This is a genomic window from Actinosynnema sp. NPDC050436 (assembly GCF_040655415.1).
GTDB lineage: Bacteria > Actinomycetota > Actinomycetes > Mycobacteriales > Pseudonocardiaceae > Actinosynnema.
The window spans coordinates 331,189-357,993 of the sequence record NZ_JBFAJV010000003.1 but is presented as its reverse complement, the minus strand read 5'-3'; the positions used below and the strand labels follow the sequence as shown (position 1 = coordinate 357,993).

24 protein-coding genes are annotated in these 26,805 nt (G+C 72.5%); 10 read left to right on the top strand and 14 right to left on the bottom strand.

Annotated elements, in window-relative coordinates:
• Positions 1-152: 152 nt before the first annotated feature.
• On the top strand, positions 153-620 hold the full coding sequence (locus AB0I60_RS10115) for a hypothetical protein (protein WP_360727405.1): 468 nt from the start codon (positions 153-155) through the stop codon (positions 618-620).
• Positions 621-692: 72 nt separating this feature from the next.
• Here AB0I60_RS10115 and AB0I60_RS10110 read toward each other — a convergent pair whose 3' ends face one another.
• The 3 genes from AB0I60_RS10110 to AB0I60_RS10100 all read right to left on the bottom strand — a co-directional run bounded on the left by AB0I60_RS10110 (position 693) and on the right by AB0I60_RS10100 (position 3,698).
• Positions 693-1,529 (bottom strand): septum formation family protein, encoded by an 837-nt coding sequence (locus AB0I60_RS10110; RefSeq protein ID WP_360727404.1) that lies wholly within the window; start codon positions 1,527-1,529, stop codon positions 693-695.
• A 5-nt stretch (positions 1,530-1,534) separates the two neighbouring features.
• Positions 1,535-2,842 (bottom strand): hypothetical protein, encoded by a 1,308-nt coding sequence (locus tag AB0I60_RS10105; RefSeq protein WP_360727402.1) that lies wholly within the window; start codon positions 2,840-2,842, stop codon positions 1,535-1,537.
• Positions 2,843-2,927: 85 nt separating this feature from the next.
• Positions 2,928-3,698 carry a 5-oxoprolinase subunit PxpA gene (locus AB0I60_RS10100; RefSeq protein WP_360728520.1) on the bottom strand — a complete coding sequence of 257 codons (771 nt, stop codon included), beginning with the start codon at positions 3,696-3,698 and terminating at the stop codon, positions 2,928-2,930.
• A gap of 258 nt (positions 3,699-3,956) precedes the next feature.
• Here AB0I60_RS10100 and AB0I60_RS10095 point away from each other — a divergent pair, with 258 nt between their 5' ends.
• The 3 genes from AB0I60_RS10095 (at position 3,957) to mctP (ending at position 6,670) form a co-directional block, all read left to right on the top strand.
• On the top strand, positions 3,957-4,655 hold the full coding sequence (locus tag AB0I60_RS10095) for a GntR family transcriptional regulator (protein WP_360727400.1): 699 nt from the start codon (positions 3,957-3,959) through the stop codon (positions 4,653-4,655).
• Between the two features lie 119 nt (positions 4,656-4,774).
• A complete protein-coding gene (locus tag AB0I60_RS10090; RefSeq protein WP_360727398.1) occupies positions 4,775-5,035 on the top strand; it encodes a DUF3311 domain-containing protein in 261 nt (86 codons plus the stop codon).
• Complete coding sequence (mctP, locus tag AB0I60_RS10085) at positions 5,036-6,670, top strand: monocarboxylate uptake permease MctP (RefSeq protein WP_360727396.1); 1,635 nt, start codon at positions 5,036-5,038, stop codon at positions 6,668-6,670. It abuts the gene before it with no gap.
• A 48-nt stretch (positions 6,671-6,718) separates the two neighbouring features.
• Here mctP and AB0I60_RS10080 read toward each other — a convergent pair whose 3' ends face one another.
• From AB0I60_RS10080 to AB0I60_RS10055, 6 genes are all read right to left on the bottom strand, one after another.
• Positions 6,719-7,645 (bottom strand): ROK family protein, encoded by a 927-nt coding sequence (locus AB0I60_RS10080; RefSeq protein ID WP_360727394.1) that lies wholly within the window; start codon positions 7,643-7,645, stop codon positions 6,719-6,721.
• A 34-nt stretch (positions 7,646-7,679) separates the two neighbouring features.
• Complete coding sequence (locus AB0I60_RS10075) at positions 7,680-9,824, bottom strand: hypothetical protein (RefSeq protein ID WP_360727392.1); 2,145 nt, start codon at positions 9,822-9,824, stop codon at positions 7,680-7,682.
• A gap of 154 nt (positions 9,825-9,978) precedes the next feature.
• Positions 9,979-10,773, bottom strand: coding sequence for an amino acid ABC transporter ATP-binding protein (locus tag AB0I60_RS10070; protein ID WP_360727391.1), 795 nt, complete (start codon positions 10,771-10,773; stop codon positions 9,979-9,981).
• 4 nt (positions 10,774-10,777) lie between these two features.
• Positions 10,778-11,590 carry an amino acid ABC transporter permease gene (locus AB0I60_RS10065; protein WP_360727389.1) on the bottom strand — a complete coding sequence of 271 codons (813 nt, stop codon included), beginning with the start codon at positions 11,588-11,590 and terminating at the stop codon, positions 10,778-10,780.
• 173 nt (positions 11,591-11,763) lie between these two features.
• Entirely contained in the window at positions 11,764-12,579 is an 816-nt protein-coding gene (locus tag AB0I60_RS10060) for an ABC transporter substrate-binding protein (RefSeq protein ID WP_360727387.1), read from the bottom strand.
• A 156-nt stretch (positions 12,580-12,735) separates the two neighbouring features.
• Positions 12,736-15,402: a glucosidase gene (locus AB0I60_RS10055; RefSeq protein ID WP_360727386.1), complete on the bottom strand. Its 2,667-nt coding sequence runs from the start codon at positions 15,400-15,402 to the stop codon at positions 12,736-12,738.
• 89 nt (positions 15,403-15,491) lie between these two features.
• Here AB0I60_RS10055 and AB0I60_RS10050 point away from each other — a divergent pair, with 89 nt between their 5' ends.
• A complete protein-coding gene (locus AB0I60_RS10050) occupies positions 15,492-15,782 on the top strand; it encodes a hypothetical protein (RefSeq protein WP_360727384.1) in 291 nt (96 codons plus the stop codon).
• A gap of 31 nt (positions 15,783-15,813) precedes the next feature.
• Here AB0I60_RS10050 and AB0I60_RS10045 read toward each other — a convergent pair whose 3' ends face one another.
• Positions 15,814-17,226 carry a M20/M25/M40 family metallo-hydrolase gene (locus AB0I60_RS10045; RefSeq protein WP_360727382.1) on the bottom strand — a complete coding sequence of 471 codons (1,413 nt, stop codon included), beginning with the start codon at positions 17,224-17,226 and terminating at the stop codon, positions 15,814-15,816.
• Positions 17,227-17,678: 452 nt separating this feature from the next.
• Between AB0I60_RS10045 and pdhA the strand changes: the two genes are divergently transcribed.
• The 3 genes from pdhA to AB0I60_RS10030 are packed head-to-tail and all read left to right on the top strand — an operon-like array spanning position 17,679 to position 21,280.
• Positions 17,679-18,875, top strand: coding sequence for a pyruvate dehydrogenase (acetyl-transferring) E1 component subunit alpha (gene pdhA / locus AB0I60_RS10040; RefSeq protein ID WP_360727381.1), 1,197 nt, complete (start codon positions 17,679-17,681; stop codon positions 18,873-18,875).
• Between the two features lies 1 nt (position 18,876).
• Entirely contained in the window at positions 18,877-19,899 is a 1,023-nt protein-coding gene (locus tag AB0I60_RS10035) for an alpha-ketoacid dehydrogenase subunit beta (protein WP_360727379.1), read from the top strand.
• Positions 19,900-19,912: 13 nt separating this feature from the next.
• Positions 19,913-21,280, top strand: a complete 1,368-nt coding sequence (locus tag AB0I60_RS10030) for a dihydrolipoamide acetyltransferase family protein (protein WP_360727378.1) — start codon at positions 19,913-19,915, stop codon at positions 21,278-21,280.
• Here the strand turns inward: AB0I60_RS10030 and AB0I60_RS10025 are convergent.
• Positions 21,274-22,656, bottom strand: coding sequence for a pentapeptide repeat-containing protein (locus AB0I60_RS10025; protein ID WP_360727376.1), 1,383 nt, complete (start codon positions 22,654-22,656; stop codon positions 21,274-21,276). The two genes, AB0I60_RS10030 and AB0I60_RS10025, sit on opposite strands and share 7 nt — an antisense overlap.
• A gap of 74 nt (positions 22,657-22,730) precedes the next feature.
• On the opposite strand from AB0I60_RS10025, the gene AB0I60_RS10020 reads away from it, so the two are divergent.
• Entirely contained in the window at positions 22,731-23,633 is a 903-nt protein-coding gene (locus AB0I60_RS10020) for a MerR family transcriptional regulator (protein ID WP_360727375.1), read from the top strand.
• A 32-nt stretch (positions 23,634-23,665) separates the two neighbouring features.
• Here the strand turns inward: AB0I60_RS10020 and AB0I60_RS10015 are convergent, their stop codons facing one another.
• From AB0I60_RS10015 to AB0I60_RS10005, 3 genes are read right to left on the bottom strand one after another with little or no spacing between them, the layout of a single operon-like run.
• Positions 23,666-24,034: a VOC family protein gene (locus tag AB0I60_RS10015; protein ID WP_360727373.1), complete on the bottom strand. Its 369-nt coding sequence runs from the start codon at positions 24,032-24,034 to the stop codon at positions 23,666-23,668.
• A 24-nt stretch (positions 24,035-24,058) separates the two neighbouring features.
• Positions 24,059-25,273, bottom strand: coding sequence for an acyl-CoA dehydrogenase family protein (locus AB0I60_RS10010; protein WP_360727371.1), 1,215 nt, complete (start codon positions 25,271-25,273; stop codon positions 24,059-24,061).
• A gap of 7 nt (positions 25,274-25,280) precedes the next feature.
• Positions 25,281-25,931, bottom strand: a complete 651-nt coding sequence (locus AB0I60_RS10005) for an SCP2 sterol-binding domain-containing protein (protein WP_360727368.1) — start codon at positions 25,929-25,931, stop codon at positions 25,281-25,283.
• Between the two features lie 98 nt (positions 25,932-26,029).
• Between AB0I60_RS10005 and AB0I60_RS10000 the strand changes: the two genes are divergently transcribed.
• Positions 26,030-26,800, top strand: a complete 771-nt coding sequence (locus tag AB0I60_RS10000; RefSeq protein ID WP_360727366.1) for a TetR/AcrR family transcriptional regulator — start codon at positions 26,030-26,032, stop codon at positions 26,798-26,800.
• Positions 26,801-26,805 lie beyond the last annotated feature (5 nt).

Genomic DNA, 26,805 nt, shown 5'->3' with positions numbered 1-26,805 from the left:
GCCCGGTGACGTGGGCACGTCCGGCCCGATGACGTGCCGGCCCGCCCGCGCAGCGGCTTGATCCCGGGAGACCCGGTGGACGACGTCGTCCACCGGGTCTCTTTTTGATCACCCGGTGTGACTTCGGCCAGGTGCCGAGGTACCAAGGAGGGGTGAGCCGGCAGGACGACTTCCTCGGCGGTCTGCACTTCGACGGGCACCGGGACGTGCAGGTCGGGCCGCAGACCGGGATCGTGCGGTACTACCCGGTCGAGCCGCCGACCGACCCGTCGCCCGTGCGCCGCCGGTCGCCGTGGTGGCACGTCCTGGGCGTGCTCGTCGGGGCGGTGGGGGTCGTCGTCGCGGCCTTCGCGTGGGGCTACGGGCTGGACCAGTTCGACGAGGTCCGGGTGCGCGGCCTGGTGGCGCTGGGACTCGCGGGACTCGTGGTGGGCCTGATGACGTGGGGACGGCTGTCCCCAGCCGCCCCGCTGACCGCCGGCGCGCTCGCGGTGGGTGCTTCGGTGGCCCGCGAACTGGCCGTGCTGCCCCTCTTGCCCGTGCTCAGGCCGGTGTTCGACAGCGGTGTGCCGCTCGGGTTCGGCGTCCTGCTGCTCGTGGTCGCCGTCCGCCGCCGCTAGTTGTCCACAGGGTGTGGATGAAGCTGTGCACAGGCTGTGGACCCAACCGGTTCGCGGTGGTCCGCACCCGCCTCACGCGGGCAGCGGGTTCGTGCCCAGGCCCCACAGCCGGCCGGTGAACGGGCGGGACGCCTCGGCGTAGCAGACCGCCGTGGTGAAGCCCTCCGACCACGCCTGCGAGCCGAACGCCCGCCACGACGCGACCACGTCCTGCCGCCGCGCGCCGACGTACCCCGCGACGGCGGTGGCGCAGTGCTCCTGCGCCCGCTCGTCCACCTGCTCGCGGGACGGCGTCGGGTCGCCCGGCTCGCCCAGGTCCAGCACGCCCGGCACGGCCTCCGCCAGGTGCGGGCCGTCGCACGCGGTGACGCGGGCGTCGGCGGCGGTGGCCGGCGAACCCAGCGCGCAGAGCTGGACCTGGCCGAACCCGGCACCCTTGAGCAGGTCGCGCAGCACCCCGCTGCGCTTGCGGCGCTGCCCGTCCGGGGCGAGCTCGACCACCGTGCACAGCCGCCAGCGGTCGCCCGCCGCCCACCCGTCGCGGCTGGGCCACAGCACCTGCGCCCGGAGCCGGGTCGCGTCGTGGTCCGGGCTGCCCAGGTAGTCCGCGACCGCCGCGCGGCAGGCCGGGATGCCCTGCCGGCGCAGGTCCCGTTCACCCGGGTAGTCCGCGCCCAGGCCGGTGAACTCGCCCGTGGCGACCGCCTCGGCCTCGTGCGGCCGGGCGCAGTCGACCACGGCGAGCGCGCCGTCCGTGCACTGACCGGACTTCGGCAGGTCCGCCACCGCCGGCGTCAGGGACGGCCGGACGACCTCGCCGTCGGGGGAGCCGGTGACGTGCGCGGTGCACGCGGTGGTCCAGGCGAGCGACAACGAGAGCACACCGATCACCGCCCGCCTGAGCCGCACGCGCGTCAGACTACTGCGACCAGCGCGACCACCTGGTCGACGATCCGGCGGCGCTCCGCCTCGAACCCCGGGTCGGTCAGCGCGACCGGGTCGACCGGCTGGCCGAGCACGGGTGTGTGCAGGTGGCCGCCGGGGACGGTCGTCGCGCCCAGGCCGAGCCGCAGCCGGTTCGCCCGGTACATCGACTCGTTGGACAGGTAGTCGCCGCCGCTGCCGACCGCCGCCGCCGCGCCGGGGGTCGGTTCGTCCGTGCGGCAGTTGGGCGTGCCGACGCCGGGCGTGCCCACGGGCCACTCGCAGAACGACCGGTTGTAGTTCACCGGGTAGGGCCCGGTGCCGGCGTCGACCATCCTGCCCACCGGCAGGGACGTCTCGATGAACTCCAGCGCGGGCTGCGGCCAGCCGGCGGCGTCGGGCACCGGCCCGTCCGCGCCGACGTCGTCGTTGTCCGGGGCCCCGCCCCGCCACCGGGCCGCCCACCGCTCGACGTCGAACCGCCCGGGCCGCCCCTGGCTGATCGTCACCAGGGCACCCACCCGGCCGCGCTCGCCGTCCGCGCCCTCGCGGGTGCCCCCGCCCAGCACCGCGCCGTAGAACCGCTCGACGATGCCCTCGTCGAACGCACCCCAGAGCACCGGCAGCACGGCCGCCTCGACCACGACCCGCCCGGCCGGGGTGTCGATCACCCGCCCGTCGAGCCGCAGCGCGGCGGCACCGGCCGGGTTCGAGCGGCGCACCGACGTGCCGTGGAGCTGGAACGGGTCGAACCCCGTCACCACCACCCGCCGCCCCGCGCCGCGCCACCGCACGTCCTCGATCCCGCGCGCGGCGCCGTCCAACCGCCGCACCAGCCGGGCCCGCTCACCGGCGGGCAGCGGGACCGCCCACTGCCGGACCGCCCTGGTGAGCTGGAGCCGCGCCCAGTACAGCGGCCGGTCGTCGTAGGCGTCCCAGGCCGGAGCGCCGCGCGCCCGCTCGACCGCCGCCCGCCACAACTCGCGCCCACCCGAGGCGACGACCTGCTCCGCGCGCCCCGGGGCCGTCGAGCACAGCCGCCCGACGAAGCGGGCCACCTCGTCGTCCAGCCCGCCGAGCCGGACCAGCTCCGGACCCGCGGCGGGCTGCCCGGGGGCCAGGACGTCATCGAGCCGCTGCTCCTCCACGGTCACCGGCAGCCGGCCGTCGGAGCAGCTCGCCGCCGCGCCCGAAGCCACCCCCGGCACCCCGGCCAGCGCCATGCCGGCCAGGGCCACGCCGGCCAGGGCCGACCCCACCACGACCACCACGACCACGCTGCGCAGCCCACTGCCCACCCACCGATCCTGGCGAACCGCACCCACGCCCGACCACCCGCCACCCGGCCCAGCGCTTTCACACCCGCTCGTCCGCGCCGGCCGCTCAGGCGATGCGCGGGGGCTCGCCGGCGACCGCTTCGACCGCAACCCCGGCCCCGGCCAACGCGTCGCGCACGGCTCGGGCGATGCCCACCGCCCCGGCCGTGTCGCCGTGCACGCACAGGGAGTCCACCCGCATCCGCACGACCCGCCCGTCCACGGCCCGGACCTGCCCGTCGACCGCCAGCGACAGGCACCGCTGCACGATCTCCGCCCCGGAGTGCAGCACCGCTCCCGGCGACCGCCGGTCCACCAGCGTCCCCCGCCCGGTGTACGCGCGGTCCGCGAAAGCCTCGTAGCGCACCGGCAGCCCGGCCACCTCCGCGCGCTTCAGCCACACCGCGCCGGGCAACCCCAGCACCGGCAACGACGGGTCGAACGCCCGGACGGCGTCGACCACGGCGTCGGCTTGGGCCTCGTGCGTCCCGAGCGCGTTGTACAGCGCGCCGTGCGGCTTCACGTACGACACCCGCGTCCCGGCCGCCCGCGCGCACGCGTCCAGCCCGCCGAGCTGGTAGAGGACGTCGGCGGTCAGCTCGGCGGGCGCGACGTCCACGAACCGCCGCCCGAACCCCGCGAGGTCCCGGTACCCGACGTGCGCCCCGACCGCGACACCCGCCGCAGCGGCGGCCTCGCACGTCCGGTACATGATCGACGGATCGCCCGCGTGGAAGCCGCACGCGATGTTCGCGCTGCTCACCACGCCGAGCAGGCCCACGTCGTCCCCCAACGCCCACCGCCCGAATCCCTCGCCGAGGTCCGCGTTGAGGTCGATGACCCCGGCCGCGCGAGACGCGCGCCGGTCCCCGCCGGACAGCGCAGACCCGAGGGCCACGCCTGCCGGGTCCACCCTCCCCGCGCCACCCTGCACCGCTCGCGCCCTCGCGTCCTGCGCCTCCGCGTCCTGCCCCTGCCTCACGTCCGCCTGCCGGGTCACGGGCATCTTCACCACCTCCCCACCCGTTCACGGTAGGTATTGTTCAACAATCCTTCAATACTCCGTTTGACTTGTAGGGCACTAGACTCGGGTGGCATGACGAGCGTTGACGCCGAGGACTGGTTGCGGGCACTGGCCGAGGAGCGGGGCGACATCGACCGCTCCAGCACCGCCGAACGGGTCGCCGACAAGTTGCGCGCCGGCGTCCTGGACGGCGACATCAAGCCGGGTCAGCAGCTCAACGAGAAGGCGCTCGGCGACGTCCTGAGGGTCTCCCGCAACACCTTGCGCGAGGCGTTCCGCCTGCTGACCCACGAGCGCCTGCTCGTGCACGAGTACAGCAAGGGCGTCTTCGTCCGGAAGCCCGACTGGCGCGACATCGTGGACCTCTACGCCGCCCGCCGGGTCATCGAGATCGGCGCGCTGCACCGCTGGCCGAACGCCGCCGACGAGGTCAAGCGGGCCGTGCAGGAGGCCGTCGACCTCGGGCTCGCCAGTGCCGGGGAGAAGGACTGGACCGGCGTCGGCACCGCGAACATCCGGTTCCACCAGGCCGTCACCGCCCTGGCCGGCAGCGCCCGCCTGGACGAGGAGATGAAGCGCCTGCTGGCCGAGCTCCGCCTCGCCTTCCACGTGATGGGCGACCCGCGCGGCTTCCACGAGGACTACCTCGCGCTCAACCAGCAGATCAGCGCCCACCTGCGGCGCGACGAGCTGCGCGCGGCAGAGGAGGCGATGTCCGACTACTTCGACCGCGCCGAGAAGCACTTGGTGACCGGCCTGCGCGGGGAGTGAAAAGAGGTCACGATTGCACCACCCGACCGGTCGACAACCCACCGGAAACGGTGACGGCCGCACCCTCCCGGTTCTAGCATCCTGCGACACCCCGTCATCAGGGCCGCACGGAGGGCCACATGCCTCGACCATCCAGCCTGCGCTGGAGCACCTGGAACCTGCTGCTGCTGGTTCCGCTGCTCATGCTCGTCACGCCGTGGTTCAACTTCGACGGCCCCCGCCTGTTCGGGATGCCGTTCTTCTACTGGTACCAGTTCGCCTGGGTGCCGGTGGGCGTCGTCTGCGTCGGTCTCGTCCACGTCATGACCAGGAACGGGCCGGTCGTGCGGGACAAACCCGACCGGCTCGGCGTGGACGACCTGGACGAGGGGGCGAAGTAGGTGCAGTGGACCGAGTTGGTGGTGTTCAGCGCGCTGTTCCTGCTGGTCACCGTGCTGGGTTTCGCCGCGGCGAAATGGCGGGCGGGCGCCACCCTGGACCACCTCGACGAGTGGGGGCTGGGCGGGCGCAAGTTCGGCTCGTGGATCACCTGGTTCCTGGTCGGCGGTGACCTCTACACGGCCTACACCTTCGTGGCGGTGCCCGCGCTGGTGTTCGGCGCGGGTGCGACGGGCTTCTTCGCGCTGCCGTACACGGTGATCCTCTACCCGATCGTCTTCCTGCCGCTGGTGCGCATGTGGTCGGTGTCCCGCGTGCACGGCTACGTCACGCCGGCCGACTTCGTGCGCGGCCGGTACGGGTCGCACTGGCTGGCGCTGATCATCGCGGTCACCGGCATCGTCGCCACCATGCCGTACATCGCGCTCCAGCTCGTCGGCCTGGAGGCGGTGTTGCGGACCATGGGGCTCAACGGCTCCGGCATCGCCGGCCACGCGCCGCTGCTCGTCGCGTTCCTGATCCTCGCCCTGTACACCTACCAGTCCGGGCTGCGCGCGCCCGCGCTGATCGCGTTCGTCAAGGACACGCTGATCTACGTCGTGATCCTGGTGGCGGTGATCTACCTGCCCGGCCAGTTCGGCGGCTGGGGCGCGATCTTCGACACCGCGCAGGCCAAGTACGACGCGACGCCCGCCAAGTCCGACGGCATCCTGCTCACCGGCGGCAACCAGCTCCAGTACGCGACGCTCGCGCTCGGTTCCGCCCTCGCGCTGTTCCTCTACCCGCACTCGCTGACCGGCATCCTCGCGTCGCGCGGTCGCAACGTCATCAAGCGCAACATGGTGGCGCTGCCCGCGTACTCGCTGCTGCTGGGCCTGCTCGCCATGCTCGGGTTCGTGGCGATCAGCGCGGGCGTCACGCCGATCACCAACCAGGCCACCGGCCGGCCCGACACCAACACCATCGTCCCGGTGCTGTTCGGCGAGCAGTTCCCGTCCTGGTTCGCCGGCATCGCGTTCGCCGCGATCGGCATCGGCGCGCTGGTGCCGGCCGCGATCATGTCCATCGCGGCGGCGAACCTGTGGACCCGCAACATCTACAAGGAGTACCTGCGGAAGAACGCCACGTCGGCGCAGGAGGCGAAGCAGGCCAAGCTCGCGTCCCTGGTGGTGAAGTTCGGCGCGGTCGCGTTCATCGTGTTCATCGACCCGCAGTTCTCCATCGACCTCCAGCTCATCGGCGGCGTGATGATCCTGCAAACGCTGCCCGCCGTGGCGATCGCCCTGTACACCAGGTGGTTCCACGTCTACGGGCTGGTCACCGGGTGGGTCGTCGGCATGGGGTGGGGCATGTACCTGCTCTACGGCATCCCCAGCGCGGACGGCAAGCGCCCGCACTTCGGCGGGTCCGCGCTGGCGCTGGACGAGCTGTCGCTGTTCGGCTGGCACCCGTTCGCGGGATCGCCGGTGCAGATCTACGTCGGCGTGGTCGCCGTCGTGGCCAACCTGGTCGTCGCGGTGGTCGTCACGCTGGTCGCCAAGCAGCTCAGGGTGTTCAACGGCACCGACGAGACCTCGGGCGAGGACTACCACGTGGACGAGGACAGCCCCCGGGTCAAGCCGGTCGCCGCGCACTGACGCCGGACCGGGACCGCCGGACCGGAACCGGCAGCGGAGTCCGCCCGGTCACGGTCCCGGCTGCGGGTCGCGGTCGCCCAGCACCAGGGCCGCCGCGCCGACGAGCCCCGCCTGGCCGCCGAGCCGGGCGGGCTCCACCCGCAGACCGTCCAGGAAGGACAGTCCACAGTGGTCGGCCACGGTCCGCCGGACCGGGTCGAGCAGCAGGTCCCCGGCCTGCGCCACGCCGCCGCCCACCACCGCCAGGTCCAGGTCGCACAACGCCGCCGCCGCCGCGATCGCCATCCCGACCGCGCGCCCGGCCCGGTCGAACGCCTCCCGGGGCAGCTCCTGGCCGGCCAGCGCCGCCGCCGCGAGGTGCGCCGCGTCCGCCTCGTCCGGCCCCTGCCACCCCCGCCGCCGCGCCCACGCGACCATCCGGGGCCCGCCGGCCACGGTCTCCGCGCACCCGCGCCCGCCGCACGAGCACGGCTCGCCGTCCGGCTCGACCACGACGTGCCCGAGGTGCCCGGCGTTGCCGGTCCGCCCGCCGAACGGCCGCCCGCCCAGCACCAGCCCGCCGCCGACCCCGGTCGACACCACCAGCCCGACCATGAACCGGCTGCCCCGGCCGGCGCCCTGCCAGTGCTCGCCCAGCGCCATGCACGGCCCGTCGCCGGCCAGCTCCACCGGCACGCCCGGCACCAGCGCGGCCACCCGGTCGCGCAGCGGGAACCCCTGCCACGCGGTCAGGTTGATCGGGCTCGCGGTGCCCAGCACGGCGTCCACCGGCCCGGCGCAGGCGATGCCGACACCGGCGACCACCTCGCCGTCGAGCACCTGCCCCACCACGTCCGCGACCGCCCGCCAGGTCTCCTCGGCGTCGTCGGCCGGCGTCGGCACGCGCACCGCCCGCCGCACCGCGCCACCCCGGTCCACCAGGCCGCCGGCGACCTTGGTGCCGCCGACGTCCAGTGCCAGCACCAGATCCGTCACACCGCCCACCCTAGGCGAGCCGCCCGGCGCGGGGTCAGCGCTTGAGCATCCGGGTCAGGCCCGCCGCGACCGTCGTGGCCAGCACCCACCCGGTGACGATCAGCCCGGCCGCGATCCACTGCGACGCGCCGCCCACCTGCCACCGGTTCTTGTTGCCCAGGTCGACGATCGGCACCACCAGGTCGATCGTGTACAGCCAGGCGTTGAAGTGCATCCGGTCGTCGGAGTTGATCACCTCCAGCGGCGTCCCGACGGAGAACCAGGCGCTGCCCAGCACCCACGACACCACCAGCCACGCCAGCGCCCGCGCCGGCCGGTACCCGTAGCCGACCATGGAGCGCTGGAGCCAGCTCCACACCAGCACCAGCGGGCCCAGCCACCGCCGCCCCTCGGCCACCGCGCGGTAGCGCAGCCGCTGCTTCTCCACCTGGACGGTCGCCGCGTGCTCGTCGTTGCCGCCGGCCCGCAGCATCTCGGTGAACTGGTCGTAGGGCCCGGGGCGGTACGAGCGCCGCATCGCCTGCCGCAGCCAGCGCAGCCGGCGCTCGACCTCCCGGTCGTCGCGCAGGTCGATCGGGTGCCGCAGCGAGTCGTAGCGGAACTCCTCCAGGTCGATCCAGCCGGTGGCCGACCAGAACACCTCGTTGTCCTCCAACGACGTGCAGCGCACCTGCCGCAGCGTGACGTCGCCGCGCGGCGGGCTGATCGGGGTCAGCACCAGCTCCTGCACCTGCATCCCGAGCAGGTTGAGCGCGTGGCTGTCGAGCTTGTCGCCGAGCACCGCGCCCGCGAAGGTCGCCATCCGCCCGACCTGGGCCCGCCGCGCCCGCACCCCGCCGTGCGCCACGAACTCCTTCGCGCCGCGCGCGCAGATCAGGTCGCGGCCGATGACCGCGCCGCCGACGTCCAGCGACGGCTTGCCCGCCGGCATGTGCCGGTAGCGGCCCGGCTGGGTGACGCGGCTGCCGCGCAGGTCGAGGTTCGCGCCGACGTGCACGCCGCGCAGCTCCAACCCGCCCGCGACCTCGACCTCGCGCAGGGTGAGGTTGCTGCCGACGTGCGACCGGTTGCCCAGCAGCGCGTCCGCGCGCGGGTTGTCCACGGTCGACCCGTCGAGGGTGAGGCTGCCCTTGACCTGGACGTCGACCATCCGGATCTGCCCGCGCACGTGCGCCTGGCGGCCGATCACGTCGCCGCCGATCCGCGCGCCGTCGAGGTGCAGCGCCCGGCCGTGGCCGGTGGGGTCGCTGCCGCCGGGCGGGCTCAGCGCGTCGAACCGGCCCCCGGACAGCGACAGCGTGCCGCCGAGCGCGGCGTTGACCACGCGGACCGTGCCCGCGCCGGTGAACCCCCGGTCGAGGTGCACGTCCCCGTCCACGGTCATCCGGTCCAGCACCACGGTCGCCGCCGGGTCGGCGTGCGGGTCCAGCGCGGCGTCGTCCTCGGCCCGCCCCTCGGCCACGGTCGTGCCGCGCAGGGTCAGCTCCGAGTCGACGCGGGCACCGGCCAGCAGCACGGTGCCGAGCACCGAGGCGTTGGTCAGCAGGAGACTGCCGCCGACGTGGGCGTTGGTGGCGCGCACCGCGTACCCGCCCGGGTTGTCCAGCACCGCGCCGGCGAAGTTGGCGTAGCCGCCGATCTGCGCGCCGGCCATGCGCAGCTCACCCTGCACGGACACCTGCTGCGCCAGCAGCGCGCCCGCCAGCTTCACCCGGTCCGCCAGCACCGCGACGTCGCCGGGCACCCGCAGCGCGCTGCCGCGCAGCGAGAGGGACGCGGCGATGTCGGCGTCGGTCAGGTCCACCACGCCCTGCACCGTGCTGCCCGCCAGCGACACCTCGTTCGCGCTGCTCAGGTTGCGCGCCCGCAGGCCGGGCAGCAGGCAGCCGGCGAAGTCGACCCCGGCCAGCCGGCCCTGCCGCAGGTCGGGCGGCTCCTCGAACCGGCACCGGACGAACTCCAGCAGGTAGCTCAGCTCCACCCCGCGCAGGTCGAGCGGCCCGGTGAGGAACCGGTCGACCACCCGGACGACCGGCGGCGCGCTGGGCTTGCGCCGGGGCAGCAACCGCCCGCCCTCGGCGTCGCCCAACCCGCGCAGCACGTCCGCCGCCGGCAGCCACCGGGAGCGCGGCGGGCTGGGGTCGAACACGTCCAGCCCGCCGGCCCCCGTCTCGGTCATGAGATCGACAATGCGGGTTCGGCGGCGAGGCCCGCAAGCAGATCAGCGCAAATGCTCCGTTCGCGGCAGAGCCGACCCCCTGCGGGGCCGGGTGCTCACCGGACCGGCCCCCGCACCGGCACCCGTCCGGGCCGGCGGGAGGACCCGCGCGGGGTCAGTCGTCGGTCCCCTGGTGGGTGGGGTTGAGCACGCGCGCCAGGAACGAGCGGGTGCGCTCGTGCTGCGGGTCGCCGATGACCTGGGCCGCCGGGCCCTCCTCGACCACGTACCCGCCGTCCATGAACAGCACCCGGTCGGCCACCTCGCGGGCGAACTGCATCTCGTGCGTCACGACCAGCATCGTCATGCCCTCGTCGGCGAGCTGCCGCATCACGCCCAGCACGTCGCCCACCAGCTCCGGGTCCAGTGCCGAGGTCGGCTCGTCGAACAGCATCACCGACGGGTCCATGGACAGCGCGCGGGCGATCGCCGCCCGCTGCTGCTGGCCGCCGGAGAGCTGCGCCGGCATGGCGTTGACCTTCTCCGACAGCCCGACCCGCTCCAGGTTGCGCAGCGCGGTCCGCTGCGCGTCCTCGGGCGAGCGGCGCAGCACCTGGCGCTGCGCCACGGTCAGGTTGTTGAGGACGTTGAGGTGCGAGAACAGGTTGAAGCCCTGGAACACCATGCCGATGCGGGTGCGCGCGGCGTCGATGTCGACGTCCGGGTCGGTCAGCTCGGTGCCGTTGACCACGATCCGGCCGGCGGTCGGCTCCTCCAGCAGGTTGACGCAGCGCAGCAGCGTCGACTTGCCCGAGCCGGACGGCCCGATGATGCACACGACGTCGCCGCGCCGGACCGACAGGTCGATGCCCTTGAGCACCTCCAACTGCCCGAACGCCTTCTTCAGCCCGGTGATCTCGACGGCCAGGTCCGGCTCCGCGTCGGTCACGGGTGGGAACTCCTCGGACATCGCCCTACACCCCCGTCGATTCCGGCGTGCTCAGCTTCTTGCCGCCGGTCTGCCGCTCCAGGTACCGCGAGAGGTGGCCCAGCGGCAGCGTGATGATCAAGTAGCACAGGCCCGCGATGAGCAGCGGGGTCAGCGACGGCGACCGGCTCAGGGTTTCCCGGCCGAGCTTGGTCAGCTCGTACTCGGCCGCCGTCAGGCCCACCACCGAGATCAGCGACGAGTCCTTGATGAGCATGATCAGCTCGTTGGTCAGCGGCGGCAGGATGATCCGGAACGCCTGCGGGATGACCACGGTCACCAGCGTGCGCCCGTGCGACATGCCCAGCGACCGCGCGGCCTCGATCTGGCCCTGGGGCACGGCCTGGATGCCCGCCCGGATCGTCTCGCCGATGTAGGCGCTGCCGACGATGCCGAGCGCGAGGCCGGCCGTCGAGTTGATCTCGAACTTCAGGCCGAACGCCAGCGGCACGGCCACGCTCAGCGCGACGAACACCAGCAGGGCCGGCACGCCGCGGAAGAACTCGATGTAGACGGTGGCGATCCACCGCCACGGCGCGACCGGCGAGAGCTTCATCAGCGCCAGCAGCAGGCCGAGCCCGAGCCCGATGGCGAACCCGAACGCGCTGTAGACGACCGTGTTGAGCAGCGCGGTCGTGACGACCGTCGGGAACATCTTCTTCGCGGTTTCCACGTCGAAGAAGGCCTGCTTGATCTCGCCCCAGTCCGCGAGGAACGCGATCAGCAGGACGAGCACGATCAGCAGGGCGTACTGCGCACGGCGGAAGGCGATCGCCCGTCGCCGTTTGGACATGGCCATGGTCAGGGCCTCTCACGGGAGGGTTCGGGCCGGAGGTGTGCCCACCGGCGGCCGGACCGGGGTGCCGGTCGGCGGGCCGAGGCGGTCGGGCAGGGGCGGCAGCGGTCGGACGGGCGGCGGTCGGACAGGCAGCGGGGCCGGTGTCCGTCGACACCGGCCCCGAGGTCAACCGGTCACTTCTTCTCCGGCTTCTTGCCGAACCACTTCTCGTAGATCCGGTCGTACTCGCCGGTGTCCTTGGCCTTCTTCAGCACGTCGTCGACCTTGGTCTTGAGGGCGGTGTTGCCCTTCTTCAGGCCGATGCCGTACGACTCGCCGGTGTCGAACTCCTTGGTCACCGCCGTGTCCGGGTACTCCTTGGCGTAGTCGAACAGCACGCCGTTGTCGTTGATCGCCGCGTCCACCGCGCCGGTGCGCACGGCGGTCTCCATCAGCGGCAGGTCCTCGAACTGGACCACGGTGTAGCCGTGGGTCGCGGAGTTCTTGTTGGCGTACTCCTCGCCCGTGGTGCCCTGCTGGACGCCCAGGCGCTTGCCCTTGAGGTCGGGCAGGTCCTTGACGGCGGAGTCCTTCTTGACCAGCAGCGCCTGCGAGGCGTCGAAGTACGGCTCGGAGAAGTCGATCGCCTTCTTCCGGTCCTCGTTGATGGTCATGCCGGCGGCGGCGAGGTCGCACTCGTTGGTCGTGAAGACCGTGCCCGAGGTGATGTTCTCGAACGGAGTGTCGAAGATCTCCTGGTCGACGTTCAGCTCCTTGGCCACCAGGTCGACCAGGTCGACGTCGAAGCCGACCGTCTTGTCGCCGTCGGTGTACTGGAACGGCTTGTAGGACAGGTGCGTGCAGGTCACCAGCTTGCCGCTCTTCACAAGGGAGATTCCCGACCCGCCGTCCTGAGGGGCGCCTTGGTCGACCTTGGTCGCGCACGCCGTCGCGGCGAGCGCTAGGACGGGCAGCATGGCGAGCACAGCGTGCCTGGTACGACGGGCCACGGCGTCACTCCTCGTAACTGTGTCGGTCGAGTGCCCGGCATACTGCCACTTGGGTGACGTGGTGCACAGCACGTCCGTGTTACAGCCCGAAGTGACGCACGATTCTTGCGTCACATCGGCTTCCCGGCCGCAATATGTTCAGGCATTTGGCTTAGATCACACAATAGATGCACCATTGGTGCCCGTTTGGCGACGATCTGTCAGGAGGCTGGCCACCAGTGCGGTCCACCCGGTCTGGTGCGTGGCGCCGAGCCCCTCGCCCGTGTCGCCGTCGAAGTACTCGCTGAAGGTGACGTGCTCGCGCCACAGCGCCGAGTCCGTCGACTCCACCCGCTTGCCGTCCGCCGGGCGGCGGCCGTCGTGGTCGGGCAGGAACAGCGACACCAGCCGGCGGACCAGCTCGTCCGCCGCCTCGCCGGCCGTCACGTACCGCTGCGAGCGGGTGGGAAGTTCCACGTGGAACCGACCGCCGTGGAACGACTCGACCGTCCGCAGGGCCTCGACCAGCAGGGCGTTGGTCGGGAACCAGACCGGGCCGCGCCAGTTGGAGTTGCCGCCGAACATCGGCGTGCGCGATTCGCCCGGCTCGTAGCCCATCCGGTGCTCCTGGTCCGCGACCTGCACCTCCAGGCCCTCCCGGTGCGCGGCGGACAGGCTGCGGATGCCGTGCGGCGACAGGAACTCGCCCTCGTCCAGCATCCGGCCGAGCACCCGGCGCAGCTTGGCCTCGTCCAGCACGGCCAGCAGCACCCGCCCGTCGCGCCTGGTCAGGAAGCTGCCCAGCTCGGGCCGGCGGGCCAGCAGGTGGTCCAGCCGGCGGGCGAACCCCGGCAGCTCCTCGAACACCCACGGCTCCAGCACCGCGCACGCCAGCACCGGGATGAGCCCCACCATCGACCGCACGCGCAGCGGCTGCGACTGGGTCGACCCGTCGGGCAGCCGGCGGGAGGCCACGTCGTAGCAGAAGCCGTCCGTCTCGTCCCAGATCCCGCGCCCGCCGGAACCGAACCGGGTGGACGCCTCGGCGATGCTCAGGAAGTGCTCCACGAACTTCGTGGCCACGTCCTCGTAGGAGTCGTCGTGCCGGGCCAGCTCCAGCGCGATCCGCATCAGGTGCAGGCTGTAGGCGGCCATCCACGAGGTCGCGTCGGACTGCTCCAGCCGCCACTGGCCGAGCATCGGCTCCGAGCGGTTGACCGGCCCGATGTTGTCCATGCCGAGGAAGCCGCCCTCGAACAGGTTGCTGCCGTCCGCGTCCTTGCGGTTGACCCACCAGGAGAAGTTCAGCAGCAGCTTGTGGAAGACCTTGGCGAGGAACTTGCGGTCCGGGTCGATGGCGAACACCTGCAACGCCGCCCACGCGTGCACCGGCGGGTTCACGTCGCCGAACTCCCACTCGTAGGCGGGTAGCTGGCCGTTGGGGTGCATCAGCCACTCGCGGCACAGCAGCAGCAACTGCTCCTTGGCGAACGCCGGGTCGACCCGGGCGAAGGGCACGGTGTGGAAGGCCAGGTCCCACGCCGCGAACCACGGGTACTCCCACTCGTCCGGCATGGAGATCACGTCCGCCACGTCGAAGTGCCGCCAGTGCGCGTTGCGGGCGTGCGGCGACTGCCGCGACTTCGGCGCGGCGGGCTGCGCAGGGTCGCCGTCCAGCCACTCCCGGGTGCGGAACCGGTAGTGCTGCTTGGTCCACATCAGGCCCGCCAGCGCGCGGCGGACCACCCGGCCCCGCACCGGGTCCAGGTCCGTGCGGTGGAACTCGTCGGCGTCCGCCAACCGGTCGTCCACGGTGGACTGGAACGACGGGCCGAACGCGTCGAGGTGGCCCTCGCCGGCGATCAGCCGAAGCCGGACGGTCACCGACTCGCCGGGCTCGACCGGGTCGAACGAGTACCAGGCGGCGGCCTTCGTGCCGATCGTGCCGTCGTCGTCCGGGCCCGTGACGTCGCACGCCCCGCTGTCGCCGCGCACCACGTACCGGTCGATGCCGTCCTTGGTGCGCGGTGCCGGGTTGGCGACCGCGTGGAACAGCTCGACCTCGTTGGTCTCGTTCTCGGTGACCAGCAGCGTCGGCGTGCCCTCGACGTGCAGCGTGTACCGGCCCAGCGCCCCGTGCTCGGCGGCGATCCGCCGCCACCCGTCCCGGGTGGACGCCCTGAGCAGCGGTTTGCGGTCGTCCCGGCCCCACGCCCAGGTGTTGCGGAACCACAGCTGCGGGATCAGGTGCAGCGGTGCCGGGTCCGGCCCGTGGTTGGTCGCGGTGATCTCGACGCAGATGTCGGTCGGCGAGGACTTGGCGTAGCTCACCCGCACGTCGAAGAACCGGTTCTCCTCCAGCACCCCCGTGTCGGCGAGTTCCGGCTCGCGCGCCTGGCGGCCCGCGCTCGACGCCAGCTCGCGCAGCTCGCGGTAGGGGAACTCGGCCTGCGGGTAGCGGTAGACCACCTGCATCCAGGAGTGCGTGGGCGTGCCGTCGGTCACCCACCAGTGCTCCTTCACGTCCTCGCCGTGGTTGCCCTCCTCGTTGGCGAGGCCGAAGTAGCGCTCCTTGAGGATCGGGTCCCGGCCGTTCCACAGGGCCAGGCCCAGGTTGAGGAAGCCGTGCACGTCGCAGATGGCCGCGATGCCGTCCTCGCCCCAGCGGTAGGCGCGGGACCGGGCGTGCTCGAACGGGAACGACGTCCACGCGTCACCGCCCGCCGAGTAGTCCTCCCGCACCGTGCCCCACTGCCGGCCGGCCACGTAGGGCCCCCACAGCCGCCATGGCGAGGTGGGCGCGTCGGCCTGGGCCAGCCTCGCCTGCTCGCGTTGTTCGTCCACCGGGCCAGTGTGCGGCATCGATCCAGTCAACCGGGTTGCCGACCGGTTCCCATCACACCTGAGGGTGTGGTTCAGCAGCATTCGGGGGCATGTCGGAGCGTGACGACGACCACGAGCAGGGCTGGTGGGCCTCGTCGAGCACGTCACCGGGGGCGCGGCGCGGCCCGGACCTGGACGTGGCCGGCCTCACCGCCGGGGACCCGCTGGACGCGGTGCGCGTCCGGGTGTTCGCGGCCGGGGTGCCGCGCCTGCCGGCAGCGGCTACGTCCCGTTTCTCCGCGAGCCCTGGACGCCTGTCGGGGCTCTTCCGCGCAGGTCGACGCAACCCGACCGCCTGCCTGGCCCTGCTGGACGACCGGGGCGCGGACCCGGCGCGGTGACCGGGCCCGCGCCGGGGGTCGGCGCACGGGGTCAGCGCCGGGCGTGCGCGTCCAGCACCACGGCCACGGCCTCGGTGATCCGGGCCGCGTGGCCCAGGTGCAGCCACTCGTCGGGCACGTGGCAGTTGCTGTCCGGGCCGACCGCGCCGGTCACCAGGAACTGCGCGTCCGGGTACGCGTCGTGCAGCAGGCCCATGAACGGGATCGAGCCGCCCAGCGACACCGTCCGCCACGGCGCGTCGAACACCTCCTCGCCCACCACGTCCAGCGTCTCGCGCAGCCACGGCGCCAGCTCCGGCGCGTTCCAGCCGTCCGCGTGCTCGACCCGCGTCAGCTCCACGACGGCCCCGTAGGGCACGTCCGCGGTCAGCAGCCGCTCGACCGCCTCGACGGACGCCCGGGAGTCGGCCGTCGGCGGCAGGCGGAAGCTGAGCACCAGCGTGGTGAACGGCCGCAGCACGTTGCCGGCGTCCTCCGGGGCGGGCAGGCCGTCCGCGCCGGTGATGGACAGCGTCGGCCGCCAGCCGGCGTTCAGGCCGAGCTCGACCTCGTCGGTGGTCACCGGCCGGACGCCCGGCGCCCACGGCACCGAGGACACCTGCACGCCCGGCGCGCTGGCGATCGCCTCGCGCACCTCGGCAACCCGGTTCGCCGGCACCTCGACGTGCATCTCGGGGATCAGCACCTCGCCGGTCGCCGAGTCCTCCAGGCGGTCCAGCAGTTGCCGCGCGACCCGGAACGAGCTGGGCACGATCCCGCTGGCCATGCCCGAGTGCAGGCCGCTCTCCAGCACCCGCACGGTCATCGTGGCCTGCGCGAGCCCGCGCAGCGACGTGGTCAGCCACATCCGGTCGTAGTCGCTGCCGCCCGAGTCCAGGCACACCACCAGCGACACGTCGCCCAGCGCCGGCCGCAGGTGCTCCAGGTAGGCGGGCAGGTCCGGGCTGCCGGACTCCTCGCCGGTCTCCAGCAGCACCACGCACCGCGCGTGCGCCCCGCCGGCCGCGCGCACCGCCTCGATCGCGGCCACCGCCGCGTACCCCGAGTAGCCGTCGTCCGCCGCGCCCCGGCCGTAGAGCCGGCCGTCCCGCACGACCGGCGTCCACGGGCCCAGGCCCTCGGACCAGTTGGCGACCGGCGGCTGCTTGTCCAGGTGCCCGTAGAGCAGGACGGTGCCGGTGGCGTCCCCGGTCGCGGGCACGTCGACCACCAGCAGCGGCGTGCGCTCGGGCAGCTCGACCACCTCGACGGTGGTGCCCGGCAGGTCGCGCCCGGCGAGCCAGCCGCGCACGTGCTCGATCGCGGCGGCGAGGTGCCCGTGCTCGGCCCACGCGGGGTCGAACGCGGGGGAGATCGCGGGCACCGCGACCAAGGCGGACAGGCTAGGGAGGATGTCGTCGTCCCAGAGGCCACGGACGGTACGGGTCAGCGCTGAACGGTCCACGCCCCGATACTCGCACGCGCCCCGGCGGTACCGGGTGCTGGACAAGCTGCGGGTGCTCGACGGTCGGACGTCCACGGGTGCCGGCGCCGCCCGTTCGGCCAACCGCCGAGGTCGCGGGGGCCGGGCTGCGCCGACCGGGTGTGCCCGGAGGCGTACGGACTGTCGTTAACGATCGGTAACCGGGACAGGTCCGTCCGTTGGGCGAACGGCCTAGTCGGACTGCCGAAGATTGGCCTTCCTACCGTTGTGCCTGCTCAGGCGCGTGCGGGCACGATCACAAACTGGGACGGGGCTCACCAAGACGGGTGAGTGCGTGTCAGGATGTGGATGAGAAACACCGTCAGCGCCGACGGTTGCCCGACCACCCTCACCCGGGGGCGGCGACTGGCGGTGCCGCCGCGCATGGTCGTCACGAGCGACTGGGCGGCCTCGTAGACGAGGAGTAAGGCGCAATGTCGTCCCCAGAGAAATGGACGCAACCGGGGCCGGACAGCCCGCCGGCCACGGCCGCCGCACCGACCGCGGAACAGGTGATCGCAGGCTTGCGAGCGACCGACGAGGGTGGCGCCGACCTGGTGCAGCTCCTGACGCCCGAGGGCGAGCGGGTGGCGCACCCGGACTTCGACATCGACATCACGGCCGAGGAGCTGCGCGGGCTCTACCGCGACATGGTGCTGGTGCGCCGGGCGGACCGCGAGGCGAACGCCCTGCAGCGCAAGGGCGAACTCGGCCTGTGGGTGCCGCTGCTCGGCCAGGAGGCCGCGCAGATCGGGGCCGGCCGCGCGCTCAAGCCGGCCGACATGGCCTTCCCCAGCTACCGCGAGCACGGCGTGGCCTGGTGCCGGGGCATCCAGCCGCACGAGGTCCTGGGCATGTTCCGGGGCACCGACAACGGCTCGTGGGACCCGGTGGAGCACCGCTTCCACCCGTACACGATCGTCATCGGCAACCAGGTCCTCAACGCCGCCGGCTACGCCATGGGCCAGAAGTTCGACGGCAAGGTCGGCGACGACGCCGACAGCGAGGCCACCATGTGCTTCTTCGGCGACGGCGCGACCAGCCAGGGCGACGTGCACGAGGGCTTCGTCTGGGCCGCCGTGTACGACGCGCCCCTCGTCTTCTTCTGCCAGAACAACCAGTGGGCCATCTCCGAGCCCACCGAGCGCCAGTCCCGGCTGCCCCTCTACCAGCGGGCGCGCGGCTACGGCTTCCCCGGCATCCGGGTCGACGGCAACGACGTGCTGGCCACGCTCGCCGTCTCCCGCTGGGCGCTGGAGGAGTGCCGGCAGGGCAACGGCCCGATCCTCATCGAGGCGTTCACCTACCGGATGGACGCGCACACCACGTCCGACGACCCGTCGCGCTACCGGCTCTCCGACGAGCTGGAGCTGTGGAAGCTCAAGGACCCGATCGAGCGGGTGAAGGTCCACCTGGTCAAGCAGCAGTGGGCGGACCAGGACTTCTTCGACTCGGTCGAGGCCGACGCCGAGGAGCTCGCCATCACCATGCGCGAGCACTGCGTGAACCTCGCGACCCCGCCCGCCGAGCGGATGTTCAGCGAGGTCTACGCCGAGGGCAACCCCGTGCTGGAGGCCCAGCGCGACGAGTTCCTGGCCTACCACGCCGGCTTCGCGGGAGGTGAGCGCTGAAATGGCTGCTCCGACGATGAACCGACCCACCTCCGACGCGCCGGCCGCCGTGCAGACGCTGACCATCGCCAAGGCCATCAACAACGGCCTGCGCGCGGCCATGGAGGCCAACCCGAAGGTCCTCGTCATGGGCGAGGACGTCGGCAAGCTCGGTGGCGTCTTCCGCATCACCGACGGCCTCCAGAAGGACTTCGGCGAGCAGCGGGTGCTGGACACCCCGCTGTCCGAGTCCGGCATCATCGGCACCGCCGTCGGCCTGGCGATCCGGGGCTACCGGCCGGTGTGCGAGATCCAGTTCGAGGGCTTCATCTTCCCCGGCTTCGACCAGATCGTCAGCCAGGTCGCCAAGCTGCACTTCCGCACCCAGGGCAGGCTCAAGCTGCCGATGGTGATCCGGGTGCCGTTCGGCGGCGGCATCGGCGCGGTCGAGCACCACTCCGAGTCGCCCGAGTCCTACTTCGCGCACACCGCCGGCCTCAAGGTCGTGTCGTGCTCGAACCCGGCCGACGCGTACTGGATGATCCAGCAGGCGATCGACTCCGACGACCCGGTGCTGTTCTTCGAGCCCAAGCGGCGCTACTACGAGAAGGGCGAGGTCGACACGACCGCCGTCCCCGCGCCGTTGCACGCCTCCCGCGTGCTGCGCACCGGCACGGACGCCACGCTCGTCGCGTACGGCCCGATGGTCCGCGTCTCGCTCGACGCCGCCGCTGCCGCCGCCGAGGAGGGGCGCTCGCTGGAGGTCGTCGACCTGCGCACGCTGTCCCCGCTCGACCTCGCGCCGGTCTACGACTCGGTGCGGCGCACCGGCCGGCTCGTCGTGGTGTCCGAGGCGCCGGGCGAGTCGTCCATCGCCAGTGAGATCGCGGCCAAGGTGCAGCAGGAGTGCTTCTACTCGCTGGAAGCGCCCGTGCTGCGGGTGACCGGGTTCGACACGCCGTACCCGCCGTCGAAGCTGGAGGAGGAGTTCCTCCCCGACCTCGACCGGGTGCTGCACGCCGTAGACCGCTCGCTGGCCTGGTAAGGGGACCGCAGGAATGCCGCAGTTCAAGCAATTCCCCCTGCCCGACACGGCGGAGGGGCTGACCGAGGCCGAGATCCTGACCTGGCACGTGCGGCCGGGCGACGCGGTCAAGGTCAACGACATCATCGTGGAGATCGAGACCGCCAAGGCGGCCGTCGAGCTGCCGTGCCCGTGGGACGGCGTGGTCACCGAACTCCTGGTCGAGGTGGGCCAGACGGTCGAGGTCGGCGTGCCGATCATCACCATCGACGTGGACCCGACCGGCACCGCAGCGCCGGCCGCGCCGGAGACCAACGGCGTGGCCGCGAAGCCCGCCGAGGCCGAGGGCCGGGTGGCGAACCTGGTCGGGTACGGCCCGAAGTCCGGCCCGGCCAAGCGCCGGGCCCGGCGCGACGCGCCCGCAGCGGCGTCGGTCGCCGTGGCCCCGCCTCCGGCCCCCGTGGCGGCTCCGGTCGCGGCGGCTCCCGCCGTGGTGGCCCCTCCCGCCCCGGTCACCGCACCGGGCGGGTACGTGCCGCTGGCCAAGCCACCGGTCCGCAAGCTGGCCAAGGACCTCGGCGTGGACCTGGCGGGCCTGACCGGCAGCGGCCCCGGCGGCGTGATCACCCGCGAGGACGTGGAGCAGGCGCTCACCGGGCCCGCCCCGGCCGCGCCCGCCGCCGTCGTCGGCCCCGACGCCGGCTCGCGCGAGCGCCGGGTGCCGATCAAGGGTGTCCGCAAGGCGACCGCGCAGGCCATGGTGGACAGCGCGTTCACCGCGCCGCACGTCACCGAGTTCCTGACCGTCGACGTGACGCCGATGATGGAGCTGCGCGCCCGCCTCAAGGGCACCGCGCAGTTCCGCGACGTCAAGCTCACCCCGCTCGCGTTCGCGGCCAAGGCCGTGGTGCTGGCGGCCCGCCGCACGCCCGACGTGAACGCCACGTGGGACGCGGCGGCCGGTGAGATCGTCTACAAGGACTACGTGCACCTGGGCATCGCGGCGGCCACGCCGCGCGGCCTGGTCGTGCCCAAGGTCCGGGACGCGGACCGGATGTCGCTGCGGGAGCTGGCGCTCGCGCTGGACGACCTGGCGACCGTCGCCCGCAACGGCAAGACGGCCCCGTCCGACATGCTCAACGGGACCATCACCATCACCAACGTCGGCGTGTTCGGCGTCGACACCGGAACCCCGATCATCAACCCCGGCGAGTCCGCGATCCTCGCGTTCGGCGCGATCCGCGACATGCCGTGGGTGGTCGACGGGCAGGTCGTGCCGCGCAAGGTGTGCCAGCTCGCGCTCAGCTTCGACCACCGCGTGGTGGACGGGCAGCAGGGCTCGCAGTTCCTGGCCGACGTGGGCGCGCTGCTCGCCGACCCCGGGGTGGCCCTGACCTACTGAGCGGTCTCACCGGGAACGCCGGGCGCCTTCGGGCGTCCGGCGTTCTTCATGCGCCGCACCGCTTCGGCGAACCCCGCGGGCTCGACGCCGACCGCGCTCAGTTCGACGCCCGCCGCGTCCACGCCGTCCGCCTCCAGCGCGCAGTCGGCGAACCGCGCGCCGTCCAGGTGCACCGTGGAGTGGCTGAGCCGGCTGTCGGTGAAGCGGATCGTGCTGTTCGCGGCGTCGAGGGTGCGCAGGACGAAGGACGACCCCGCCCGGACGGTCACGTTGATCGGCAGGGTGTTCACCGACGACAGGTCGAGCGTCGTGCGGCGCAGCACGGCCCGTTCCAGCGACAGGGTCGTGCGGTCCACGACCATCCACCGGAAGTCGAGTGCCGCCTCGTGGACCGAGGCGTCGGACAGGTCGAGCTCGGACTGGGTGAGGATCGCGCCGCCGAAGTCGACCAGCTCGCCGCTGAACTCCGCGCCGCGCAGGTCCAGCTTCGCCTTCGTGGCGGTGATCTCGGAGAACGACGTGAGGCGGGAGGTGAACCGCGCGTCCCGGAACGTCACCTCGCCCCTGAACCGCGCGTAGCGGAAGTCGGTCAGGTCGCCGTGGAAGGTGGCGTTGTCGAAGGTGAACCGGCCGGTGAACACGCGGTGGGCGAGGTTCAGGTTCTCGAACTCGGCGCCCTGGAAGTCCAGCTTCAGCTCGCGCGAGCGCCAGTCCTGGTCGAGCAGGGTGGTGATGATCGCCTGGCGCACCTCGCGCTCCGTGCGGTCGTCGCGCGGGTAGGGCGTGCGCAGGTAGCCGCACAGCACGTCGACGCAGGTCTGGCGCTGCTCGGGCCAGTCGTTCGCCAGGCCGACCATCGCGTGCACCCCGGCCAGCCGGACCGCGAAGCTGTCGTGCCCGAGCTGTTCGGCGGCCTTCCCGTAGCGCTCGTTCAGGTACTTGGTGGCCTCCCGCTCGTCCTGGCGGGTCGCCATCACGTGCGCGGCCTCCGACACCTGCTGCTTGCGGTAGGCGACCGCGAGCGCCACGACCGCGCCCAGCCCGCCCACCACCGCGAGCCCGATCTTCAACAGGTCGAGCAGCTCGGCGGTGGTGAAGCTGGCCGCCGACGGCAGCGAGGGCCGTCCGAGCAGCCAGAACAACCCGAACCCGGTCGCCCCGGCCAGCAGGACGGCCAGCAGCAGCCACTTGACGACCGCCCACGCCATCGAACCGCGCGCGCCGTCGATCTCGTCGGGTTCCTCGGCCTCCTCGATGACTTCCTGCCCCGACCACACGCGAATCGTGGCGCGCGCCACCCGCCAAGCCGCGAACAGCGTCAAGAAGCCCAACAGGGCGGGCCAGTACGCGTCGAACAGTCGCAGCGCTTCGTGCACGGGGGGAGATGCTGCCGGATGATCGGCGAAAAGCGCTTGAAGTTCCAGTAACTGGAGAGTCCAAGGTGGTCCCCGTGACGCACTACTCCATCGGCCAACTGGCGCGGCTGACCGGCCTGTCCACCCGGACGATCCGGTTCTACTCCGACTCCGGCCTGATCCCCGTGGCGGGGCGGACCGGGGGCGGGTTCCGCACCTACGACGTCGACGGCTTGGCGCGTCTCAAGCTCGTGCGGACGTTGCGCGACCTGGGCGTCGACCTGCCCACCGCGCACCGGGTGCTCGCACGGGAGGTGTCCGTGGCCGAGGTGGCCCGGACGCACGCGGAGGCCATCGACGCGCAGATGCGCACGCTCCGGCTGCGCCGGGCCGTGCTGCGCGTCGTGGCCCGGAACGGGGAGGTGGAAGCGGTGCACGAGTTGGCGAGGCTGACCGAGGAGGAGCGCCAGGCGATCCTGGACGACTTCTTCGACGAGGTCTTCGGCGGTCTGGACATGGACCCGTCGTTCAACGACCGGATGCGGTCGGTGAGGGTGGAGCTGCCGGACGACCCGACGGCCGAGCAGTTGGAGGCGTGGGTCGAGCTGGCGAACCTGGTCCGCGACCCGGACTTCCGCGCGTCGATCCGGCGCATGTCCGAGCGGCACCAGGAGCTGCGCGGTCAGGGCGTGGACATGTCCGGCCCCGGGCCGGAGCAGATGGCGGCCTTCCAGTACGCGGTGGACCAGGCCACGCAGGCGCTGGCGGCCGGCACCGACCCGACGTCACCGCAGGCGGCCGAGGTCGTGGCCCGCATCGAGCAGGAGTGGCGAGACATCCCGAACCTGCCCACGACCCCGGAACTGGTCGGCTGGCTGAAGGAGCACGGCGACCCGAGGGCGGAGCGCTACTGGGCCCTGATCGCCACCATCAACGGCTGGCCCCCGGTGCCCGACACGTCGGCCGAGCGCACCTGGCTGGCCGCGGCCCTCGGCTGACCGTCCGCCGTCGACCGGTCGGCGGCAGGCGTTCAGTGCAGGACGAGGCAGAACGGGTGCCCGGCGGGGTCGGCGAACACCGACCACCCCTCCGGCGAGTCGTCCAGCAGAGCCCCACCGAGCCGCAGGACCTCGGCCGTGGCCGAGCCGAGGTCCGCGACGGTGATGTCGAGGTGGAACTGCTGCGGCCGAGCCGGATCGGGCCAAGACGGCGGCACGTACCCCGGAACCCGCTGGAAGCACAGCACACCGTTCGAGGTGTGCAACGTAGACCAGTCGTCGTCCAGCGACCACTCCCCGGAAGGCCGGTCGACCTCACCCCCGAGCAACCCCCGGTAGAACGAGGCCAACGCCCGAGGCTCCGGACAGTCCAGCACAACGCACTGCAACACCCCGATCATGCCCCGCACCCTAGCCCGCTGCGCTCACCTGATGTGCATCCCGGAAATGGCCCTGGCCACCACCAACCGCTGGATCTCGCTCGTCCCCTCGAAGATGGTGAAGATCTTCGCGTCCCGGTGCATCCGCTCCACCGGGTGCTCACGCGTGTAGCCCGCGCCGCCGAGGATGTGGATGGCGCGTTCGGTCGCCCACACCGACACCTCGCCCGCCTTGAGCTTCGACATCGAGCCCTCGCCGGCGGTGAACGGGACGTTGTTGCGGCCCATCCACGCCGCCCGCCACACCAGCAGGCGGGCCGCGTCGATCTCCATCCTCATGTTCGCCAGGTCGAACGCGATGGACTGGTTCTCGATGATCTTGCGCCCGAACGCCTCGCGGTCCTTCGCGTACTCCAGCGAGTACTCGTACGCGGCCCTCGCCACGCCGACCGCCATCGCGCCGACGGCCGGTCGGGTGGTCTCGAAGGTGGCCATCGCCGCCTGGCCGCCGGACTTGCGGCCCTCGCGCGCCCGCGCCAGCCGCGCGTCCAGCTTCTCCTTGCCGCCCAGCAGGCACCGGCCCGGTACGCGCACGTCGTCGAAGAACACGTCGGCGGTGTGCGACGCCCGCATCCCGTGCTTCTTGATCTTGCCCGGCGACGACAGCCCCGCCGTGCCCGGCGGCACGACGAACGCGGCCTGGCCGCGCGACCCCAGCGCGGGGTCGACCACGGCCGTCACCACGTGGACGTTCGCGATGCCGCCGTTGGTGGCCCACGCCTTCTGGCCGTTGATCACCCACTCGTCGGTGGCCTCGTCGTACACCGCGCGCGTCCGGTAGCCCGCCACGTCGGAGCCCGCCTGCGGCTCGGACGCGCAGAACGCGGCGAGCTTCGGGTCGTCCGCCGTGCCGTAGCACTCCGGCACCCACTCGGCGAGCTGGTCCGGCTCGCCGGACGCGAAGATGCCCGCCGCCGCGAGACCGGTGCCCATCAGCGCCAGCGCGATGCCGGCGTCACCCCAGAACAGCTCCTCGGTGGCGATCGGCAGCGACAGGCCGATCGGGTCGGCGAACCAGGTGGCCAGCGCCTCGAACCCGTACAGGCCGATCTTCGCCGCCTCCTGGATCACCGGCCACGGCGTCTCCTCCCGCTCGTCCCACTCGGCCGCCGCCGGCCGGACGACCCCCCTGGCGAACCCGTGCACCCACTCCCGCAGGTCCTCGTGGTCCCCGTTCAGCTCCAGCGAAAAACCGCCCATGTGTCCCTCACGCCTTCGGAATGTCGAACAGGCTCATGAACCCGGCCGCGAAACCGAGGTCCCCCTTCACCTTCAGCTTGCCCGTCATGAACAGCACGGGGGCGGAGGCGTTGCCGGTGGCCAGCTTCAGGAACTCGACGGGTCCCATGGTGACGGTCGCGCGCGACTCGCGGGTGGCGTTCTTGTTGATCGTGCAGAACGCATCCTCGATGACCGCTTCGTACACGTCGTGCCCGCCGTCGCCGAAGCCGCCGGACAGCCGGAAGTGCACGACGGCGCGGGTGGCTCCCGCGCGGTCGCTGCGGAAGTGCGCCTCCATGCGCCGGAACACCTCGTCGAGCACCCGTTCGCGGAGGCCGGCACGGCCGGTGACGGCCTCGATCTGGTCCTTCGACGCGCGCGAGATGATCCGGGCGAAGTTCCGCGCGTCCATCCGGGCCAGGTCGAGGTCCGCGCCGCCGTCGGCCAGGTCGCCGAGCACGCCGAGCAGGTCGGCGAACTGCTCGCGGTCGAGCTTCGCGGGGTCGATGCCGCGCGCTATGACGTCGATGTCGACGTCCTTGAGCGCCGGGTCCCGGGGGTCGACCTCCTGGAGCGTCGAGATCAGCTCCTGCGGGCCGAGCTTGGCGATCGCCTCGGTGGTGAGGTCGACGGTCATGGTGGCACCTCCGCTACCTACTCGCAGGTAATCCTACTGGCGAGTAGGTAGCGCGGCAAGGGGGTCCGATAATCTGTGCGAGCCTTCGAGGGGGTGCGATGCACGCAGAGCAACCGGTCCGCACCGGTCGGGCCAAGCGGCTGCCACGCGCGGTGCGCGAGCGGCAGATCATGGACGCGGCCGTGGACGTCTTCTCGCGCCTGGGGTTCCACGCCGCGTCGATGGACGAGATCTCCGAGGTCGCGGGCATCTCGAAACCCATGCTGTACGCCTACCTGGGCTCCAAGGAGGAGCTGTTCGCCACCTGCATCCGGCGCGAGTCCACCCGCATGATCGAGGCCATCGCCAACGGCGTGGAGACCGACCAGCCGGCGGACGTCCAGCTCTGGAGCGGCCTGCGGGCGTTCTTCGGGTTCGTCGGCGGCAACCGGCCGAGCTGGCAGGTCCTGCACCGCCAGGCGTCCTCGCAGGGCGGGCCGTTCGCCCAGGAGCTGGCCGACATGCGCGGCCGGGCGATCAGCCTGGTGGCGGCGCTGCTGGTGCACTCTGGCGACCTGCCCGACGTGCCCCGGGCGGGTGACAAGGAGGCCGAGTCGCTGGCCGCCGCTCTGGTCGGCGCGGGCGAGTCGCTGGCCGACTGGTGGCTGGACAACCCCGAGGAGCCCGCCGGCGTGGTCGCGGCGCGGCTGATGAACCTGGTCTGGATGGGCTTCGGCGACCTGGTCGCGGGCAACGTCTGGCACCCGCCGTCACGGCGGGCACCCGAGTCCTCCGACCAGTCCCCTGACCACACCGAACCCCCCGACCAGGTCGAACCCCTCGACGAGGCCGAGTTCCAGCACCAGCCCGAGTCCGAGCACCGGTCGTAGTCCCC